The 18,582-nt window shown below is 69.7% G+C and carries 16 protein-coding genes; 9 read left to right on the forward strand and 7 right to left on the reverse strand.

What is annotated here, in order from left to right; translation table 11 throughout:
* The first annotated feature begins 82 nt into the window (after positions 1-82).
* From ACIGXO_RS31380 to ACIGXO_RS31400, 5 genes are all read left to right on the forward strand, one after another.
* Positions 83-211 carry a hypothetical protein gene (locus ACIGXO_RS31380; RefSeq protein WP_399793623.1) on the forward strand — a complete coding sequence of 43 codons (129 nt, stop codon included), beginning with the start codon at positions 83-85 and terminating at the stop codon, positions 209-211.
* Positions 212-670: 459 nt separating this feature from the next.
* Positions 671-1,099 carry a hypothetical protein gene (locus tag ACIGXO_RS31385; RefSeq protein WP_399793625.1) on the forward strand — a complete coding sequence of 143 codons (429 nt, stop codon included), beginning with the start codon at positions 671-673 and terminating at the stop codon, positions 1,097-1,099.
* Positions 1,096-1,887, forward strand: a complete 792-nt coding sequence (locus ACIGXO_RS31390; protein ID WP_399793627.1) for a hypothetical protein — start codon at positions 1,096-1,098, stop codon at positions 1,885-1,887. Before ACIGXO_RS31385 ends, ACIGXO_RS31390 begins: the two co-directional genes overlap by 4 nt.
* 339 nt (positions 1,888-2,226) lie before the next feature.
* Positions 2,227-2,694: an SAM-dependent methyltransferase gene (locus tag ACIGXO_RS31395; protein WP_399793629.1), complete on the forward strand. Its 468-nt coding sequence runs from the start codon at positions 2,227-2,229 to the stop codon at positions 2,692-2,694.
* 533 nt (positions 2,695-3,227) lie between these two features.
* Positions 3,228-4,571, forward strand: a complete 1,344-nt coding sequence (locus tag ACIGXO_RS31400) for a hypothetical protein (protein ID WP_399793631.1) — start codon at positions 3,228-3,230, stop codon at positions 4,569-4,571.
* Positions 4,572-4,656: 85 nt separating this feature from the next.
* On the opposite strand, the gene ACIGXO_RS31405 is transcribed toward ACIGXO_RS31400, so the two are convergent.
* Positions 4,657-5,802: an RNA polymerase sigma factor gene (locus ACIGXO_RS31405; RefSeq protein WP_399793633.1), complete on the reverse strand. Its 1,146-nt coding sequence runs from the start codon at positions 5,800-5,802 to the stop codon at positions 4,657-4,659.
* Between the two features lie 35 nt (positions 5,803-5,837).
* On the reverse strand, positions 5,838-6,245 hold the full coding sequence (locus ACIGXO_RS31410) for a YciI family protein (protein ID WP_399793744.1): 408 nt from the start codon (positions 6,243-6,245) through the stop codon (positions 5,838-5,840).
* Between the two features lie 280 nt (positions 6,246-6,525).
* On the opposite strand from ACIGXO_RS31410, the gene ACIGXO_RS31415 reads away from it, so the two are divergent.
* Positions 6,526-7,440 carry an alpha/beta fold hydrolase gene (locus ACIGXO_RS31415; protein ID WP_399793635.1) on the forward strand — a complete coding sequence of 305 codons (915 nt, stop codon included), beginning with the start codon at positions 6,526-6,528 and terminating at the stop codon, positions 7,438-7,440.
* 161 nt (positions 7,441-7,601) lie between these two features.
* Entirely contained in the window at positions 7,602-8,339 is a 738-nt protein-coding gene (locus tag ACIGXO_RS31420) for a MerR family transcriptional regulator (RefSeq protein WP_399793637.1), read from the forward strand.
* Positions 8,340-8,408: 69 nt separating this feature from the next.
* Here the strand turns inward: ACIGXO_RS31420 and ACIGXO_RS31425 are convergent, their stop codons facing one another.
* Positions 8,409-8,885, reverse strand: a complete 477-nt coding sequence (locus ACIGXO_RS31425) for an SRPBCC domain-containing protein (protein ID WP_399793640.1) — start codon at positions 8,883-8,885, stop codon at positions 8,409-8,411.
* A 162-nt stretch (positions 8,886-9,047) separates the two neighbouring features.
* Here ACIGXO_RS31425 and ACIGXO_RS31430 point away from each other — a divergent pair, with 162 nt between their 5' ends.
* Complete coding sequence (locus ACIGXO_RS31430) at positions 9,048-9,521, forward strand: hypothetical protein (protein ID WP_399793642.1); 474 nt, start codon at positions 9,048-9,050, stop codon at positions 9,519-9,521.
* Positions 9,522-9,772: 251 nt separating this feature from the next.
* Here the strand turns inward: ACIGXO_RS31430 and ACIGXO_RS31435 are convergent, their stop codons facing one another.
* The 4 genes from ACIGXO_RS31435 to ACIGXO_RS31450 all read right to left on the reverse strand — a co-directional run bounded on the left by ACIGXO_RS31435 (position 9,773) and on the right by ACIGXO_RS31450 (position 15,210).
* Positions 9,773-10,867, reverse strand: coding sequence for a tetratricopeptide repeat protein (locus ACIGXO_RS31435; RefSeq protein ID WP_399793644.1), 1,095 nt, complete (start codon positions 10,865-10,867; stop codon positions 9,773-9,775).
* The gene (locus tag ACIGXO_RS31440) at positions 10,861-12,423 is read right to left on the reverse strand and encodes a DUF4331 family protein (protein WP_399793646.1); all 1,563 of its coding nucleotides are present in this window, start codon (positions 12,421-12,423) and stop codon (positions 10,861-10,863) included. The genes ACIGXO_RS31435 and ACIGXO_RS31440 overlap by 7 nt, the downstream gene beginning before the upstream one ends.
* Positions 12,424-12,682: 259 nt before the next feature.
* Complete coding sequence (locus ACIGXO_RS31445; protein ID WP_399793648.1) at positions 12,683-14,149, reverse strand: lipase family protein; 1,467 nt, start codon at positions 14,147-14,149, stop codon at positions 12,683-12,685.
* Between the two features lie 233 nt (positions 14,150-14,382).
* The gene (locus ACIGXO_RS31450; RefSeq protein WP_399793650.1) at positions 14,383-15,210 is read right to left on the reverse strand and encodes an endonuclease/exonuclease/phosphatase family protein; all 828 of its coding nucleotides are present in this window, start codon (positions 15,208-15,210) and stop codon (positions 14,383-14,385) included.
* 612 nt (positions 15,211-15,822) lie between these two features.
* On the opposite strand from ACIGXO_RS31450, the gene rph reads away from it, so the two are divergent.
* On the forward strand, positions 15,823-18,567 hold the full coding sequence (gene rph / locus ACIGXO_RS31455) for a rifamycin-inactivating phosphotransferase (RefSeq protein ID WP_399793652.1): 2,745 nt from the start codon (positions 15,823-15,825) through the stop codon (positions 18,565-18,567).
* The last annotated feature ends 15 nt before the right edge of the window (positions 18,568-18,582 follow it).

Here is an 18,582-nt window from a genome sequence, read left to right on the forward strand (position 1 = left end):
CCGTGAGGGTCGCCGCCGGCCCGGACCGTCTGAGCGCGCAAGGGAGCACTCCGCACCACCGGTTGTCCGCGTACTCGTTGAAGTGCTCGGGCAGGTATGGCTGGCCGCGCTCCTGCTCACCGATGAGCACGGCGTCCGTCTCGCCGTACAGGAGCCCCGTCTGGGCGCCGATACCTCCATCGACAAGGCGATAGCGCGAGCCGTGCCGTAGCCCTCAAGCGGCGTCCGCGTACCCCGCGGGGCCAGGAAGCGCCTGCGGCCGGAGGAGTACCTCCTCGGCTCCTGCCTCGGGATGGCAGCCAAGACCCTGTTCTGGACGGTCCTGGTGCTCGCCGTCGGGATCGGTACGGGGATCGCGCTGCTCCTGCTCAGCTTCTCGCCGGCAGGGGTGAACTGACGGCCCCGGGACGACCCTGCCTGCCCGCTTGCCCGGCTCCACTGGTGCATCCCCGGGGCGACTCGCGTCGCCCCTGAGCGGATCGGGCTGGGGTGAGCCTGGGCGGCAGTGTGCTTGTCGCCGGGAAATGACGGACAGTTCGCCCCTCGGAGCCCGGGCGGGCGAACCGGTGAGGGAGACTGCTACTTGATCATCTGTAGGACAGCGTTGGCGAGGCCACCGGATCTCGTGCCTCACGTAGGGGGAATGACCGTGGTGTGGATACCACCGAGCATGCTGAGCGAAGGGCAAGTACGGGCGATGATGTTTTGGGGCGCGCTCATGTGCCTCCCATCCGGTGTCGGCCTCATGATCAGTCAGCCGCTCAGTGGCTTCACTGCCCTCGGCGCGGCCTTCGCCGCGTGCGGAGTGTGGTTCGTCCGGATGTGGTGGCCACCGCTGTCGCCGCTGGCAGACAAGTCCACCGGGCGCAGCCGCCGACTGCAGCTCATCGGTGCGGTGCTGGCCGCCGCAAGCGCTGTGCTGTGGGAGCTGGCGCTGTGGCTCTATTTCAACACTGAGCCCAATGAAAACCCCTCCGCCCTCGCCTGGACCATCGCCGTGGGCAGTGCGGGGGCCGCCTGCCTGATCTGCCGCTGCGTGGTCGGCATACAGCGGCACCTGCTGCACCGGCGCCGAGCTGGGAGGGCGGTGCGCGCATGACGCCGGGCAAGGGCGGAGACGGACGAGCGGCAAGAGCCGACCGGACGGCCCGGACGGCCAAGAGTGCTCCTGCTCGATTCCGTACGGACCTGCTCTGGCTGCTGTTCAATGGCGCGTGCGTGGCGGTGTCGGTGAGCCTGATGTGGTTCGCGCCGGTGGTGCCGCTGCCGGGCGCGCTGAGCGTAGTGGCCTCTCTCACCGGTCTGCTCGTGCCCCTGGCGCTCATTCTGGTGCCGTTGCTCGTGCCCCGCCGCAGCTTCTCCCACAAGACGCCGCCACTGACTGTCCTCGCGCTCGCCGCTGTTTTCCTCTCCGCCGTCGGGCTGGCGGGCATCACCCACGCAGCCGGCGAGGAGCGGGCGCTGGAGATGCGGGGCCGGTGGACCGAGGCCGTCGTGGATGACGTCGCTGACCGCAAGACCGACAAGTGCACGCTCGTCGCCAGCGACGGCTGGGAAATTTCTCCGCGGCTGTCGCAGGGAGACGGCTGCGACGCGGACTGGGTGGAACCAGGCGACAAAATGCGCGTGCTGTACGACCCCGAGGAGGTAGCCGATCCGGTGGAGAAGAGCGAAGCGGACCTGGACTCCGACTCGTACCGGGGGGGGGGTGATCGCCGGCCTGACCGCGCTGACCGTCATGATAGGCACGTGGAGCTGTGCACGGCTGCATCGCCACGTTGTCGGGAAACGGTGATACCACTGACGGGCGAAGAGTCGCGCTTGCCTCAGACCGCGGGCGTCGCTCAGCGGCGCGGGTGCCCGTCGGCCGGCGCCAGGCACGGATGACCATGCGCGGCGGCAGGCGCTGCGGCAAGGGCTCCAACTCCTGGTACACCAGGGCAGAGAGATCGACGTGTCGGGCAGCCCGTCGCCCCCGCCGCCAGGACCGGGCGCCAGCCGTCGGTCGCTGCACCACCGTACGTTCTTCTTCTCCAGGCGGCGCTCGCGCGTGAGACGGCGTGCACGCTGAGGGACTGCGGCAGGCCGTGGTGGGGATGCGCCGCCTGCTCTCGCCGTACCGCGTCGCAGCGGTGTCACGTTCATCAACGACCTGGGCGCGCGGGCCGGCTCGTATTTCGCCCCAGTAGATTGATCGCCGCATCGACGAGGGATGAGGGGATACGCATGGCACAGTCGCTGGAGATCAAACCCATCGGCGTCGTCGTGGGCGGCCGCAGTGAGGTCACTGACGACAGCTGGAACGAGACTGCGATCATCCGCCTGAACAGTGACTTCCCGCCGGAGGTCGTCCAAGGACTCGAAGAGTTCTCCCATCTTGTGGTCGTCTGGCATTTCAGCGAGGCGTCCCCGGACGACGTCGCCCTGCACGCCCGCAGCCCACGAAACAACGCCGCTTGGCCTGCCACCGGTACCTTCGTGCACCGCAACCACCGCCGCCCCAACCAACTCGCGCAGTCCTTCCCCCGCCTCCTCAAGGTTGACGGCCTGGACCTGCACGTGCGCGACCTTGACGCTGTCGACGGCACTCCCGTCTACGACCTCTCGCCCTACTTCAAGGAGATGGGCCCACGCGGCGCGATCCGTGAGCCCGCCTGGCCGAGCGAAATGCTCAAGGACTACTGGGCTGACTGACAATGCCGGTGGGCCGTCGTCGGGCTCGGCGACGGCCCACCCGCACAGCGCGCCCTCAACGTGTCGGATCGCGTTCCGGCCGCACGCCTGCGCTGCACCGCCCGGGACCGGCTGCGCCACCTGGATACGACGTGACGGCCAGGCCGGCGGCCGGAGTCACCGACCTGCACGACCGCCTGCAGGCGCCTCTCCAGCCATCGACGTCCGAGGCAACGCGGCAAGCTGCCCCTGCCCGGCTGCCGTCATCGCCGATCCGTAGGGCAGGCGAGCGTCGCGGTGGGGCTGAGGCACGGTGATCCGGCCTGGCGCGTTGGCCTCCTGCCGAGCGATTAACCTCTGAGCTTCGACCGTATCGACGAACGGTTGCCGTCCGGCCCGGAAGGCGCGGCGAACGCGTCGGTGTGCCTGCGGTGTTCATCGGCCGTGTCGGCGTGCCGGCGTTCCGGTGACTGGTGGGCGGTCCGTCTTCGGGGTGGCCGACAGTGGGCGGCACGGGCGCGGCGTATACGCAGCAACACATGAAGGAGTACCGCATGACCATCGCGGACAGCCGCACCGACCTCGCGGCGGCCCGCCAACGGCGGGGCGAGCCGTATCCGGGGCCGGACCCCGTCCAGGCGTATCCCGACCGGGCCGCCCTGTTGCGGGAACGGGCACAGGCCCTCAACTCGCTGGTTCGCGAGGACTTTTCCCGGCTGCGCGCACTGTACTTTCTGGGCTGCGCGGGGCTGTTGGTGGCCGCCGTCGCGCTCGCCGCGGGCAGTGCGACGGACGCGGTGCAGGCGGGCGCCGACGGCCATGGCGGCGAGCGCATGAGCACCGACTTGATCACCTTCGCCGCGACGGTCGTGGCCGCGGGCGCCGCGCTGCTGGGGTTGCGGTCCATCCGGTCGCGGGACCGGCTGCGGTGGCAGCGCATCCGGGCCTGGTACGTGCTGGAGCGCACCCGCGCAGCTCGTGCGCTGCCGCCCGGCGACATCCCGGCCGAGCTCGAACCGGCGGATCAACACCCTCCGGTTCGCGACCGCTATGTCCGGAACCAGGGCCTGCACCTGCGTGGCAACCTCGGCGGCATCGCGGTCCTCGTCTGCGCGATCTGCCTGCTGGTCGTCCTGACGAACGCGGACGCGGTCTCCGTAATCCCGGTCACGGGGGCTGCTGCTCTGTTCACCACTGGAGCGCTGGCCTGGCAGGTCGCGGCGAAGTACGGCCGGCGCTACCGCTGGGCCGGCGAGCGGCAGTCCGTACAGGCCACGGAACGCAACCGCAGGATCTTCCGCGAGCGTCTCACCGCCCCGCCGACCGACACGGGGGCTGTGACTAAGCCCTACCGCGTCCTCATCGCGGCGTGCATGGTCGCCCCGACCGTCGTCATCCTCGGCGGGATCTGCATCGCCCGCCCGCGCACCGCGGCCAATCTCGGCGTCATCGTCGCCGGGGCGCTGGGCGTCTTCCTCCTGCTGCTGCCGTTCTTCCTGGTGGGGCGCCTGCGCGAACGCCGAGCCCTGCACGCGGCGTTCCACACCGCAGCGGCTGCCCTCCCTGCCGGATCCGTCCCCTGCGCAGTGCACTTCGGCCTCAACGAGGACGATTCCCATGACACGGAACCGGCCACCTGGGACCGCGGTCCCGCCCGCGCCGGCGCCGCAGCGCTCACTGCCTCGGCCATGCACCTGCGCGGCCCGGCAGGTGAAGCCCTGGACATTGCCCTGACCGACATCCTCGGCGCGGTGTACTCCACGCAGGCGCCCTGGCTCGGCGACGGCTCACTGGACCTGCATCTGCACGCGGGGGAGACCATCGAGCTCCGCACGCCCCGGCACAAGCAGCTGGCGACCGACCTGACCTCGGCAGGCGTGCGGGTGCTGCGGGCGTAGCTCCGGGGGAGTGGTTCGCTTAGGTCAGCGACCGTTCTGGCCACGGGGCGCGTCCAGTGCCGTGGGAAAGTCCGGGCGTGGTCCGTCAGTGGCGCCGGCGGGCGTTGAGGCGGGCGGCCTGGCGGGTCAGGTGGTCGCGTTCGGCGAGGTTGGGGGCCTTGTGGGCCGCCTCGGCGTAGAGCTGTGCCGCCGTGGACAGGTCGCCGTCGCGTTCGTGGAGGTAGGCCGCCACCGCGGTATGGCGGGGGAGGGAGTCGTCCACCGTCGCGAGCGCTGCCAGGCCGGCGCGCGGGCCGTCGGCCTCGCCGACGGCCACCGCGCGGTTGAGCCGGACGACGGGGCTGTCGGTCAGGCGCGTGAGTTCGTCGTACCACTCGACGATCTGCACCCAGTCGGTCTCCTCGGCGGTGGGTGCGTCCGCGTGGAGTGCCGCGATGGCGGCCTGGGCCTGGAATTCGCCCAGCCGGTCGCGGGCGAGGGCCGCCTGGAGGATGCCGACGCCCTCGGCGATCAACGCCGTGTCCCACCGGCCCCGGTCCTGCTCGGCGAGCGGTACCAGGCTGCCGTCGGGCGCGGTCCGGGCGGCGCGCCGGGCGTGGTGGAGCAGCATGAGGGCGAGCAGCCCCGCCACCTCGGGGTGGTCGATCGCGGCCGCGAGCTGCCGGGTGAGCCGGATGGCCTCGGCGGCGAGGTCGACGTCACCGGAGTACCCCTCGTTGAAGACCAGGTAGAGGACGCGCAGCACGGTGGCGACGTCGCCGGGCTGATCGAAGCGGACGCCGGAGACGGTGCGCTTGGCACGGCTGATGCGCTGCGCCATGGTCGCCTCGGGCACCAGGTATGCCTGGGCGATCTGGCGGGTGGTGAGCCCGCCGACGGCGCGCAGGGTGAGCGCGACGGCGGACGCCGGGGTCAGCGATGGGTGGGCGCACAGGAAGTACAGCTGGAGCGTGTCGTCCACCGCGGGCGCGGGCCCGGGCGCCGGTTCCTCCTCGAGGAGGTCCTCGCGCCGTCGGCGGGCGGCTTCCGAGCGGGCCTGGTCGAGGAACTTGCGCCAGGCGACGGTGATCAGCCAGCCCTTCGCGTCGCGCGGAGGGTCGGCCGGCCAGACGCGCAGCGCCTCGACCAGCGCGTCCTGCACGGCGTCCTCGGCCGCCGCGAAGTCGGCTCCGCGGCGGACGAGGACGGTGAGCACACTGGGCGTGAGGCTCCTGAGCAGGGCTTCATCCATCGGAGCCGCCTCGGGCGAGTGAGACACCTGAGAGGTCACTCCGTGATGGTGGGCGGGGCGGTCAGGAACGGGCGGACCTCCAGCCACTCGTGGATCGGCTTGCCGCCGGCCCCGGGGGCGGCGGAGAGTTCCCCGGCCAGTTCGACGGCGCGGTCGTAGCTGTCGACGTCGATGATCATCCAGCCGGCGATGAGGTCCTTGGTCTCGGCGAAGGGGCCGTCGGTGACCGGCGGGCGCCCCTCACCGCCGTACTGGACCCACGCTCCCTCGGGGGCCAGCGCCTGGCCGTCGACGAATTCGCCGGTCTTCTCCAGCCGGGCCGCGAAGTCGTTCATGTACTGGATGTGGGCCGAGATCTCTTCCGGCGTCCACTTGTCCATCGGCACGTCGTTGACCGGAGCCGGGGCGCCGCGGTAGTGCTTCAGCAGCAGGTACTTGGCCATCGTGTTCTCCTCGATGCTCGTGCGGCCCATTGTGGTCGCTTTCACCTCGGGGACGGAGCCGGACGCGGGATCTCGACATCGCCGCCCGACTTTTTTCTGGATTTCTTGGAGGGCACCGGGGCCGGGATCGGGAGCGGTACGGGGGCCGGGATCGGGAGCGGTACTGGGACCGGGTGAACCGTCTCGCGGCGTGTGGGTCACGGAAGGGACGCCGGGCCGTGGCCGGGTCGCGGCGGACGGGATTGACCTTGCCCCTGCGTCAGGGTTGGAGCCTTGCCGCATGACGACGGACAACAGCACTTCCTCGGTTCGGCTCGTGCCGCCGGTCGGCGGGTTCGAGGAGATCGACGGCCGCCGCGTTTTCGTGCATCGGTCGGGCAGCGGCGGGCCGGCCGTGGTGTTCCTGCCGGGCGCCGGCGCGGTCGGCCTGGATTATTTTGGTGTCCAGCAGAAGGTTTCGCAGTTCACCACCGCCGTGGTGTACGACCGCGGGGGTACGGGCTACAGCGACGCCCTCCCGCTGCCGCGCACTGCCGCGGCGGTCGCCACGGAGCTGCGCGAGCTGCTGCGCGCCCAGGACATCGCCGCACCGTACGTCCTGGTGCCGCACTCGCTCGGCGGCTTCTACGCCCATCGGTTCGCGCAGCTGTACCCGCAGGACGTCGCCGGCCTGGTCTGGCTGGACGCCTTCCACCGCGACTGGGACCACTTCATGCCGCCCGCGATGTCTCTGACCGCGGTGGAGCAGATGGCACCCGATCGGGAGCAGCTGGAACAGCTGCGTCCGGCCCTGCGCGAGATGTACGCCGAGCTGCTCGCGGACTACCCGGCGCCCATGCGGCAGGCGCTGCTCGAGGCCAAGACGAGTGACGAATGGACCGACGCCGGCATCGCCGAGCGCACCGAGCTGGCCGCACTGGCCACCGAACTGCGCGCCGGGCCGGACATCCCCGACGTACCGCTGGTTGCTCTCACCGTGGTGGGCACCGCCCCGGCCCAGCAGGCGATGACGTCGGAGCGGACGTTGCGAGAGATGTCTGACGGCCATAGGAGGATGGACGCGGCTCTGGTGAGCGCGGTCTCGTACGGGGAACAACGCGTCCTCTCCGACACGGTGCACCACCGGCTCTGCTTCGACCGCCCCGATGCCGTGGTCCAGGCGGTCCGTGATGTCGTCGACCGAACGCGCCCCTGATCAGCCGTCCCGCTGATCAGCCGTGGCCCGGATCAGCCGTGCCCCGGATCAGCCGTGCCCCGGATCAGACGCGCCCCTGACCAGCCGTCCCCCGGACCAGACGCGCCCCCGATTAGACTCGACTTGGTGAGACCACGTTGTACGAAGACCCTAGGGGACCGGTGCTCACGATCAGCCAGCTCGCGGCAACCGCCGGCGTGACCGTGCGCACCGTTCGCCACTATCACCACGTCGGCCTGTTGCCCGAGCCCGCGCGCGATGCCTCCGGCTACCGCCGCTACGGCGCGCAAGCGGCGGTGGACCTCATCCGGATCAGGACCCTCGCCGATGCCGGGGTGCCACTGGCCCGTATCGACGCGCTGCTGCATGCACAGCCGACCGAATTCGCCGCGGCCATCACCGACATCGACGCCGCATTGCAGCGCAAGATCGACCAACTCACCGAGTACCGCCGCCGGATCGCCGAACTGGCCGGCGGCGAACGGCTCGTCCTGCCGCCCGAGGTGGTCGCCATCCTGGACCGGATGCGCGGTCTCGGCGTCAGCGAACGCAGGGTACGGCTCGAGCGCGACGCGTGGATCCTGATGCAGGCACTGGACCCGCAGGCCATGCCGCAGCGGATACGGGACAAGAACGCCGGCTTCGACGACCCCGAGACGACGCGTCTGTATCTCGCGTGTGATGAAGCAGTCGACTGGGATCCGCACGATCCACGCCTGGACCGGCTCATCGACGACCTGGACGCGTGGGAGGTCGCGCACGAACGCGACGGTGGGCAGCCGGGGTTGCTGAAACTGGTCTCTGCCCAGATCTCCGAGGCATCGCCGGCGTGGCAACGCATCCTCGATGCGCTCGCCCACCGCGCCAAGCAACGCCGACCCGCTGGGCACGACAACTGAACCCTGCCATCACCTGCTGGAGAGAAGTGAACCCTGCCATCACCCGCTGGAGGCAAGTGAATCCTGACCTCACCCGCTGGAGACAAGTTCGGCCAGATGGCGCAGTGAGTTGGTGAGATGCTCGGGGCCGAACGGTGGGAACCGGAGGTACTCGCGGATGTACTGCGGCACCGCCGACCAGTCGTAGGTGAGCGTGACCTCGGTCTCGGACGGCCCGAGCGGAGTCAGGTCGTAACGCCAGAGCCAGCCCCCGAAATCCAGCTGACCGTCCTCCTTCTCCTGCCCCGTCAGCCAGCCGATCGCGCGCGGTGGGTCGAGTACGTGGACCTTGTTGGCCACCTGGTAGTCACCGTTGGGATGGTCGGGGTGGTACATGTTCATCCGGAAGACCTGCCCCACCTCGGTCAGCGGCGCCCGGTCGGCGGCTTCCTGTACCCAGCCGGTGCCATCGATCGCGGCATGGACCGTCGGGTCCGCCAGCACCGCGAAGACCCTCGCGGCGGGCACGGCGACCTTCAGGGTGGCGCTCACGTACTCATGATCCACGGTGTGGACGCTCCTTCCGCCTGTGCCCTCGGACGACCATGCGCGGTTTCGTATGCCTTGCCTTGACGCGGGACCGGCCCGCTGCGAGCCTGTCGCCATCATGAGGAGCCGTTGGCTCGGCCTGGTGACGCGGGCTGCGCCCACACGGTCCAGGAGGAGCACATGAGCGATGTGCGAGTCTCGGCCGCCGGCGATTTCCCGCCCGCAGCCTTCATCGAGGCCCTCACCGACTTCGGCCCGGGCAGGGCAAGGATCTGGGGCAACAGTAGCGCCGGACAGCTGGTGGTGCACGACCAGGGCGAGGGCTGGGCCGATGTCACGGAGGGGACCAACGCGGGGGGAATCTGGCAGCGCTACCGCTACGCCTGGTCGCCCAGTGAAGTGCGTTTGGATGTGGTGGACAGCAACGCCTTCGGCACCGGAAGTTACTGGCTGTACCGGCTGACCGGCGAGGCAGGCGATCAGCGCACACGGATCGACCTGCACATTCATCGCGTTCCCACGACGACCAAGGGCAAGCTCTTCGACCCGCTGCTGCGCCTCATCGGCGGCGTGTATTTCGGCCGGGACCTGCGCCGCTCCGTCCGACGCATCGAACGTCTCTTCGCGGAGAAAGGCGTGCGCGGCTCGCCGTGACAGGCGGTCGGTCCTGACCTCGGCCGCCGGGGGATGCCCCGGCGGCCGGCCCGTGTGATGACTGCATATCGACTGCATGTTGACTGCATGTCGACTGCGTGCTGTCTCGCGGACCTCGAGCGCGGCGCCGCTCGCCTTGTACAGGGCGAGAACGGGTCCTGATGGCTTCCCAGGCTTCCGATGGCTTCCCATGGCTTCCAACGGGCGGCGATGGTCGGCCCACCGCCGCCCACCGGGCGGATCGGCCGGCCTCAGTAGCCGTCCAGCGCCGCCAGCGCCCGCCTCCGCTCCTCCTCCAGCTCGGCGGCGAGCCGGTTGGCGCGTGCGGTGTGTCCGCAGGCCGTGAGCACGGTGACGAGCAGCCGGCCGGTGGTGCGGTGCGGGCGGGCGCGGTGGTCGTCCTCGGCCAGCCGCAGTGCCTCTCCCAGGTCGGCCGGGGTGCCCGCGGTGAGCTGCAGCTCCGCCTGATGGTGCAGGTAGCGCCAGGGCCAGCGCCGGCCGGCCGCCGCATAGCCGCGCAGCGCGGCGTCGCGGTGCCGGGCGGCGCTCGTGCGGTCTCCCATGGCGGCGTGGACGTCGGCCAGCAGGTGCTCGTGGTCGGGCCGGCCCGTGTGGGAGACGAGCGCCTCGGCGAGCGCCGCGGCGCCGGAAAGGTCACCTTCCTCCAGGCGGTACCGCGCGGACTCGGCCGCGACCCGCCAGTCGAACCAGGCGTCCTGTGCACGACGGAGGTACGCGCGGGCGCCTGCCGAGTCGCCCGCGCGCCGCGCCAGCCGTGCCCGGCGCACCTCCACCCAGGCCAGCGCCGAGAGCTGCTTGGCGTCCAGCTCGTGCGCGGCGCTCTGGTACAGCTTCTCGGCGGCCCGCAGGTCATCGAGCTCGTCGTGGACGGCGGCCAGCCCGGCGAGGTGCTCCCAGGAGGGCTCGTCGGTGAGGAGTGTGCGCAGGAGCCGCGCGGCGGCCACGGCGTCGCCCTGTTGCAGCAGTACGGCGGCGCGCATGCCCTGCACGGTCGCCGAGGCAGCCCCGTAACGGCACCGGTCCAGTAGCTCAGTAGTGGTTTTGAGATCGTGGTTGTCGAGGTGGATGCGGGCCAGGGCGGTGAGCAGGTTGTCGCTGACCAGCCCTTGGCGCAGCGCCTCCTCTGCGGCGTCCTGGGCCGCCCGGAGATCGGTGTCCCGGCCGGACAGGTTCGCCCGCTGGTAGCGCAGTGTCACCGTCCGCACGGCGGCCTCGGTGGGCGTGAGGCCGGCGCCTTGGCCGTCGTGCAGTGTGTCCAGCAGCGTGTCGAGGCGTGCGATGCGGTCCCGGTCCACCGTTGCCAGGTCGGCGACGCCGGTCACCACGGGGGAGCCAGGTACGGGAAGTCGGCGAGGAACTCCTTGTCGTTGGCAAGCGGGTTCGGCGGTGTCTTGGGGACCACCGGTGCGGAGTCCCACAGCGCCTGGATGTTGAGGCTCTCGACGTGGCAACGACGGCCGGCGATGTCGGCGTCCATGTCGAGGAACATCGACAGGAACCGGGTCGCCACCTGGTCTTCGAGCCGACGGCCGAACGGCCAGGTCCCGGTGGTGTCCATGTCGATGGCGCACACGTTCGGGATGAAGATTTCCACCGGCCGCCGCAACGGGATGTCCAGCCCCTTGGGGTTCCAGTTGTCGTCCGGCATGCGCAGTTCCTGGAAGAGCACCTTGCGGGCTCGCGGAAACGCGCTGGCCACACTGCGGTACACCTTGTGCACCGAGACCGGTGCGTCGTCGTGGTCGAAGGCGGAGGGCAGGCCGAGCGCCGTGATGGACGGGCCGAACCCCCAGCCGAGATGGGCCAGGCGCTTGATGAAGTGCGGGGCCAGCATGAAGTTCTTGCCGCCGACCTGGCGGCTGTCCTCCCGCTCGTTGAGCGCGGCATCGGCGAAGGGCTGCGCCGTGGTGTCCACCCGCTTGTACTCGCGCAACTGCGGGTCCTGCTCCGCCTCCTTGAGGAATGCCCAGGGCTGCTCGCTCATCAGCGGTTCCTCGGGCAGGAGCGGAACCTTGCCCACCGCCCTGCGCACCCAGCTTTCCGCCCACACGTCCACCACGCGGTCTGCGTCCGGATCGCGGGTCAGATAGCCGAGGGGGATCTCCAGAACCACGCAGTTGACGTTCTGGCCGGCCTGCGCGTCCTGCCCGCTGTAGACCAGACGGTAGTTGCCGTCGGCGTCCTTGGCGAAGCGGTCACCGGTCCAGATCATCGGTTCGGCGGGCAGGTCGCGCTTCTCGCCGCGGCCCCAATTCGGCTGCGCCGGATCGTAGTTGAAGTAGTGATTGCCCTCCAGCTCCAGCAGCGTTTTGGGAATCGGCACCTCGCGCAGCTCGGCGGGCGAGTCGTGCGGGACGTGGTAGTACTGCGGCGCGTAGTTGATGGAGCGGAAGAAACCGGGGAGGTCGTTGAAGAACGCGTCGTCCCGGCCGCCGACGAAGACCCGGATGTGTTCCCCGCCCGGCGTGCGAATCGAGGTGACCGTGTTGGTGGGGACGGTTTCGGAGATGTCTCCGCCGACGAACCCGGTCAGCGTCAGATGCGCCGTCTGCCGGTCATCCACCCAGGCGCGGATGTCGCCGTTCTGTTGTGGGCTGGTGAGGCGCTCGCGTACGCCGTCGACGTAGCGGACCATGCCCTCGAGGTCGAACCCATTGGGCCAGCCGCCCGCCCGCCGGCGCGGGTGGACGAGCATCCGGTACAGCATGTCGGGGTCGAGCTCGCCGGCCTGCGGCACGCTGGCGAAGGTCGATGCCAACACGACTGTCTCGTGTGCGAGATCGGGTCCCGGGAAGCCGAACATGTCGTAGAGGTCGGCCGGACTGGGATCGATGTCCGCGAAGATTGAGTTCACGCAGTTGGGATCGTTGTGGTCGGCCATGCCGTTCAGCGTTGCAGGCCGCCCTGCGGGGCCGCGCCACCATTTTTGGACTATTCATCCTTCTTGATCTGTTTGTGGTGTTTCGCGATTGCGTGGGGTTGTGCGGGCAACGCTGGACTGGCCTGGTGGGCAGGGCGGTGAGGCGGGGAGCCGAGGCGTTGTGAAGCGCACCGGCGCCCCACGCCGACCTCGACTGCCCCTGTCTCCCTCACGCCGGCTCCCTCACGCCGGCTACCTCACGTCACCTACCTCGCATCTCCTACCTCACGTCGCCGAACTCGCTCAGTACGCCGGGCGGGGCCAGGCGCGAGATGTAGTGGGTCGGCATATGGTCGTCGAAGGAGAAGGTGAAGGGCAGCGTACGGGTCAGGTTGAGCCGCACGGCGAAGAACGCCACCGGCGCCACCAGGGCCAGACCGGAGAGATTCTGCGCCGAGTGCGATCGCTCCGCGCCCATCCGTTCCTTCCACCCCTGCTCCTGCGGCCGCAACGGGTTCATCGCCCGGGTCGGCGCCGCGGTGATCAGCCTGCGGGCCTGCTGCGGCAGGCCGGTCACCAGGTCGTTGACCATCGTGGCCGTCCGCCGGGGCAGTGCTGCCGCCAGATCGCGGAGCTGCCCGCGTGCCGCCGAGGCCGGGACGTCGAACGCCAACTGAGTCGTCCGGGTGCCCCATGGCGGCTCGCCCGGCGGTGTGCCAGGCGGGGGCACCGGCGGGGCCTGCAACTGCGCCAGCAGCCGGCCCAGCCGCTCGGTCATGTCGCTCGGCACCGAGGCCAGGTCCTCCAGGGCCTGCCCGAACCGCGAGAAGGCGAGGTCCAGCGGGCGCAGGGCCCGGTCGTAACGGAACTCACGGCCGAAGGGCGCGTACTCACCGACCGGCCGGGGCGGGAGATGCGGTACGACATCGCGGAAGTAGACGTACCGCAGCAGTCGGTCGCGCAGGAAGCGCCGGCCCCGGACATCGACCGTGCGCTCGCAGGCCAGGGCGAAGCCCCGGTCGCCGAGCAGCGGTTGCCCGAAGGTGTAGACCGCCTCCAGCTTCTCGGCGATCTTCTCGTAGTCCGGTTCGTTGACCAGGACGACGGCCATCAGCGCCGCCATGGCACCGCCCAGGCTGTGCCCGGTGATGTACAGACGCTCCAGCGGATTGCCGCGGTCGTCGCCGTCCTCGGGGAGGATGGACTGCCCTTCCACGGCCCGGTTCAGGGCGGTGATGACCGCATGCCGGGTCGCCCGCATATTGCGGTAGAAGCCGGCGTGGACCATGTGAGTGGCACCGCCGATCTCGACGGAGAGCCTCTCCGGCGCGACATCGGCGTCGGTCAGGACACTGATCATGTCCTCCGGCTGGGTGCCCCGGTAGCACAGGATCGCCACCCGGCGGTCCTGGCTCTGCACCAGATACGCCGCGGAGGCGATGAACATCGCGTCCACCCGCTGCGCGAACGCCCTGCAGCGGTTCTGCTCCAGCCCCATCCGCTCCATGATCATGGCGACGGTCGTGGCGTCGGCCTGCAGCCCGTACCCGGCGTAGGAGTACGCGGCGCAGGTGGCCATCACATGCGGGATGATGCCGGGAGCGTCAGGGTGCTCCTTGGCCGTGGCCAGATGCTCCGCCAGGCCGGGATAGACGGGAAAACTCCCTCGCGCCTGCACCTCCGCGCGGCCGGGCTTGAGCGGACGGAGTTGGTCGTACGAGGGCGCCTTCGCCTTGTCCTGATACATGGTCCCCCCTCGCCGTAATCGGGCCAGGGCCGCGGTGTTGCGACTGGACTGCGAGCACACCACCGCCCCGACCCGCCGTCAACGGCGGCAGTGGCGGCGCCGACGGCCGGTGTTCCGGCTCGAGGGAAGTTCTCGTGTTCTTGCCCAACTCCCTTGCCTCAGCCGTGCGTTGGCTGTGCGTTGGCTGTGCGTTGGCCGTGCCTTGGCGGCACTCTGTGGCGCATCCGTGGCGTTCAGCCCTGTTCTTTCCAGCGGCCTGGGGGATGGCCGGGAAGCGTCAGGTCGGCGACCAGGCCGTAGTGGTCACTCGCCTGTACGCCGTTCGCCGGCTGCACCAGGACCCGTCGGCAGGAGGTGATACGCAGGGTGGGGCCGTACGCGCCGCAGCGGAGCATGATGTAGTCGATGCGGCGATCCGACGCCTCGGGCATGTCACCTTGCCGTACGAGCGGGTTGTCGGGACTGAAAGTGGGACCCGGGTCGTCGGGATGCACGGTCGACCAGGCGTCTTCAAAGCAGGTACTCAGACCATCCGCCGACTGCAGTCCTTGCAGGAACCGCAGGCTGGCCGCTTGAGGCGTTGCGTCGAGGTCGCCGAGCAGGACGGTGTGGCGTACGGGGCGCTCGGCGGCGGCCCGGTCGGCGAGGCGGGCGGCGGCGAGGGCCTGTAGTTCCCGTTCATGCTCGTAGTCATAGGGCCAACTCGGCTTGTGATGGACGACGAGAACGGTTCCGAGGGGTTCGGGGAGCCGAAGCTCAGCGGCAACGACTCCGCACCAGTCGGTACGCGCCGTCCGCTCGGTCACCTCGAGCGTGTCCGTTGCGGTGTGCCCGAAAGGGCGGCGAGCAGCCAGTACGGCTCCCACACCGTCGGCAGACCACCGCGGATGCGGAACCACATGCCAGCCCTCTTCGCGGAGGGCTTCCACGTCCCCGCGAGTCACTTCTTGGAGCGCGAGCACATCCGGGCCCAGGCGCCGCAGCTCCTGCGCCAGGACCGCCCGCCGACTCGGTCCGTCGGCGTACTGCGGTGCCAGCACATTCATGGTCATCAGCCGCATGCCGCGGGCTGCTTCACCGCGGACTTCTTCACCACGGACTGCTTCACTTCCCGCTTTCCTCACCGCTTCCTTCACCGCTCGATTTACCACTTCAGCGTGGCACACGGAGTCTGGGGCGGGGCGCTCCCGCGCTCTGGGGACGCCCCTGATTCCACCGCCCCCACCACTCCGTACCGACCGAGAGCAGCCGATACGCGGAGGCCATGTAAGCGAAGGCAACGTGAGGGCCGTCGGGGCGGGACCGGGGCGGGAGGCGCTGCACGCGGCAAAAAACAAAGGCAAGGAGAACTCTCTCCTTGCCACTCTCAACTTATAGCGCACTGGGGGGCTTGCCGCAAGGCCCTGGTCAGGGCGCAGAATCGTCGGCCGAGGTCACAATCTGCGGAAACGGGGGGCACGAGTGCGTGTGTATGAGGTGCGTGTGTTGTCGACGTATGGAGGGCCGCCGCCCGGCTGGGCGGTACGGTCGGCTGACTCGTCAGGGGGAAGATCACCGGAGATGCGGCCGTACCCGGCAGCGGTTCGACAGGGTGGGAGGCGGCGCCGGTGATTCGATCGGCCACCGCAATGCAACGCAGCACGGCTGCCTTGGGGGTATCGGGAGGTATCGCAATGACTGAGCAGTACGTGTTGGGTCTTGAAGAGATTGACGAGGGGCAGGTCGCGGCCGTTGGCGGCAAGGGCGCGCACCTGGGCGAGCTGTCGGGGATCGAAGGCATCCGCGTGCCGGATGGCTTTTGCGTGACGACGGACGCCTTCCGTCGAATCATGGCGGAAGTGCCGTCGCTCGACGACCGGCTCGATGAACTGTCGCGCGTGAATCCTGACGACCGGGAGGGCCGGGAGGGCCGGGAGGACCGGGAGTCGATCCGCACGCTCAGCGCGCGGATCCGCCGGTCCATCGAAGAGGTTGTCATCCCTGATGATCTGGCGGCGGCGATCACCGGCGCGCTGGCCCGGCTCGGCGAGGAAGCCGCGTACGCCGTCCGATCCAGTGCGACGGCAGAGGACCTGCCGACGGCCTCCTTCGCCGGCCAGCAGGACACGTACCTGAACGTCGTGGGACCGACGGCGATCCTCCAGCACGTCAGCCAGTGCTGGGCCTCGCTGTTCACCGAGCGGGCCGTGACCTACCGCCAGCGCAACGGCATCGACCACCGTACGGTCCACATGGCCGTGGTCGTGCAGCGGATGGTCTTCCCGCACGCGTCCGGCATCCTGTTCACGGCCGACCCGATCACGGGCAATCGCAAGGTCGCCACCGTGGACGCCGGCTTCGGCCTCGGTGAAGCCCTGGTCTCGGGTCTGGTGAACCCGGACGTCTTCAAGGTGCGAGACGGCGAAGTCGTCGCCAAGACGATCGCCGCCAAACAGCGTGCCGTTCGCGCCCTGCCGGCCGGCGGTACGCAGGAGGTGGCGATCGATGCGCAGCGGCAGGAGCAGCCGGCGCTGACGGATGCGCAGGTCGTGGAGCTCGTACAGCTCGGGCGACGGATCGAAGCACACTTCGGCCGCCCGCAGGACATCGAATGGTGCCTGACCGACGACGATGGTGATGACGGCTTCGGTGCCTTCCGGATCGTCCAGAGCCGGCCGATCACCACACTCTTCCCCATCCCCGAGGCCGACAACGAGGCGAACCACGTCTACGTCTCCGTCGGTCATCAGCAGATGATGACCGATCCCATGAAGCCGCTGGGGCTGTCCCTGTGGCAGCTCACGGCGATGGTGCCGATGCACGAGGCCGGTGGCAGGCTCTTCGTCGAGGTCACCGAGCGACTGGCCTCGCCCGCGAGCCGCGCCGCCCTCCTCGACGTCATCGGGAAGGGCGATCCGCTGACCAGAGACGCGCTGGAGACCGTCCTCGACCGCGGCGACTTCGTCCCTTCGCTCCCGGACGCGGCACCCAGCGGACCCCCGCCGGGCGGCGCGCCCGCCCCGATCGAGACCGATCCCGCCATCGTCACCGAGCTGATCGAGCGCAGCCAGGAGTCCCTCGCCGCCCTGGAGCGCGACATCGCCACGAAGAGCGGACCGGCACTGTTCGACTTCCTGCTGGATGCCTTCGAGGAGCACAAGCGCGTCCTCGGTGATCCGTTGAGCATGAAGGTGATCATGGCGGGGATGGAGGCCACGTGGTGGCTCAACGACAAGCTGCAGGAGTGGCTGGGAGAGAAGAACGCGGCCGACACGCTCACCCTGTCCGCCCCTGACAACATCACCTCGGAGATGGGGCTGGCGCTGCTGGACGTCGCGGATGTGATCCGCCCGCACCCGGAGGTGGTGGCCTTCCTGCGGGGAGTCGAGGGCGCCGAGGGAGTCGGGGGAGTTGACGGCGCCGAGAGTGCTGAGGGCTTCGAGGGCGTTGAGGACGGGGACTTCCTGGACGAGCTGGCGAAGGTCGCGGGCGGGACGGAAGCGCGCGACGCCATCGAGGCATACCTCGACCTGTACGGCATGCGCTGCGTCGCCGAGATCGACATCACGAGACCGCGCTGGCGCGAGCGCCCCACCACGCTCGTACCCGTGATCCTCGACAACGTCAGGAACTTCGAGCCGGGCGCCGCCGAGCGACGCTTCGAGCAAGGCCGCCAGAAAGCGCTGAAGAAGGAGCAGGACGTGCTCTCACGCCTGCGGGCCCTGCCGGACGGGGACCGCAAGGCCGACGAGACCAAGCGGATGATCGACCGCGTCCGGACCTTCATCGGGTACCGGGAGTACCCGAAGTACAACATCATCAGCCGCTACTTCGTCTACAAGCAGGCGTTGCTGGGCGAGGCCGAACGCCTCGCGCAGGCAGGCGTGCTTTCCGACCCGGAGGACATCTTCTACCTCACCTTCCAGGAACTCCACGACGTCGTGCGCTCGCACCACTCGGACCACTTGACCCCTTTGAACCCCTCGAACCAGGTGGATGAGCAGCTCATCCAGCAGCGCAAGGACGCGTTCCGCTCGTACCACGCGCTCACACCGCCCCGGGTGCTCACCTCGGACGGCGAGGCCCTCGCCGGGGCGTACCGGCGCGACGACGCGCCTGCCGGCGCACTGGTCGGCCTACCGGTTTCCGCCGGGACCATCGAGGGACGGGCCCGCGTCATCCTCGACATGGCGGACGCCGATCTCGAAGCGGGCGACATCCTGGTCACGACCTTCACGGACCCCAGCTGGTCGCCGCTGTTCGTCGGGATCGCGGGTCTGGTGACGGAGGTGGGCGGTCTGATGACCCATGGCGCGGTGATTGCCCGCGAGTACGGCTTGCCGGCCGTGGTGGGTGTGGACCAGGCCACCCGCCTGATCCGGGACGGCCAGCGGATCCGCGTACACGGAACCGACGGCTACGTCGAGATCCTGCCTTGACCGACCACCGAATGA

Origin of the sequence: Streptomyces sp. NPDC053542, from assembly GCF_044544685.1 — a bacterium.
Lineage (GTDB): Bacteria > Actinomycetota > Actinomycetes > Streptomycetales > Streptomycetaceae > Streptomyces.

Excerpts from the sequence above, each read along its gene's own strand:
- ACIGXO_RS31410 (WP_399793744.1), bottom strand. The coding sequence starts at position 6,245 with ATGGCCAAGTACCTGCTGCTGAAGCACTACCGCGGCGCCCCGGCTCCG.
- ACIGXO_RS31395 (WP_399793629.1), top strand. The coding sequence starts at position 2,227 with ATGGCACAGTCGCTGGAGATCAAACCCATCGGCGTCGTCGTGGGCGGC.
- ACIGXO_RS31445 (WP_399793648.1), bottom strand. The coding sequence starts at position 14,149 with ATGTATCAGGACAAGGCGAAGGCGCCCTCGTACGACCAACTCCGTCCG.
- ACIGXO_RS31430 (WP_399793642.1), top strand. The coding sequence starts at position 9,048 with ATGAGCGATGTGCGAGTCTCGGCCGCCGGCGATTTCCCGCCCGCAGCC.
- ACIGXO_RS31450 (WP_399793650.1), bottom strand. The coding sequence starts at position 15,210 with ATGCGGCTGATGACCATGAATGTGCTGGCACCGCAGTACGCCGACGGA.
- ACIGXO_RS31415 (WP_399793635.1), top strand. The coding sequence starts at position 6,526 with ATGACGACGGACAACAGCACTTCCTCGGTTCGGCTCGTGCCGCCGGTC.
- ACIGXO_RS31390 (WP_399793627.1), top strand. The coding sequence starts at position 1,096 with ATGACGCCGGGCAAGGGCGGAGACGGACGAGCGGCAAGAGCCGACCGG.
- ACIGXO_RS31405 (WP_399793633.1), bottom strand. The coding sequence starts at position 5,802 with ATGGATGAAGCCCTGCTCAGGAGCCTCACGCCCAGTGTGCTCACCGTC.
- ACIGXO_RS31400 (WP_399793631.1), top strand. The coding sequence starts at position 3,228 with ATGACCATCGCGGACAGCCGCACCGACCTCGCGGCGGCCCGCCAACGG.
- ACIGXO_RS31385 (WP_399793625.1), top strand. The coding sequence starts at position 671 with ATGCTGAGCGAAGGGCAAGTACGGGCGATGATGTTTTGGGGCGCGCTC.
- ACIGXO_RS31440 (WP_399793646.1), bottom strand. The coding sequence starts at position 12,423 with ATGGCCGACCACAACGATCCCAACTGCGTGAACTCAATCTTCGCGGAC.
- rph (WP_399793652.1), top strand. The coding sequence starts at position 15,823 with ATGACTGAGCAGTACGTGTTGGGTCTTGAAGAGATTGACGAGGGGCAG.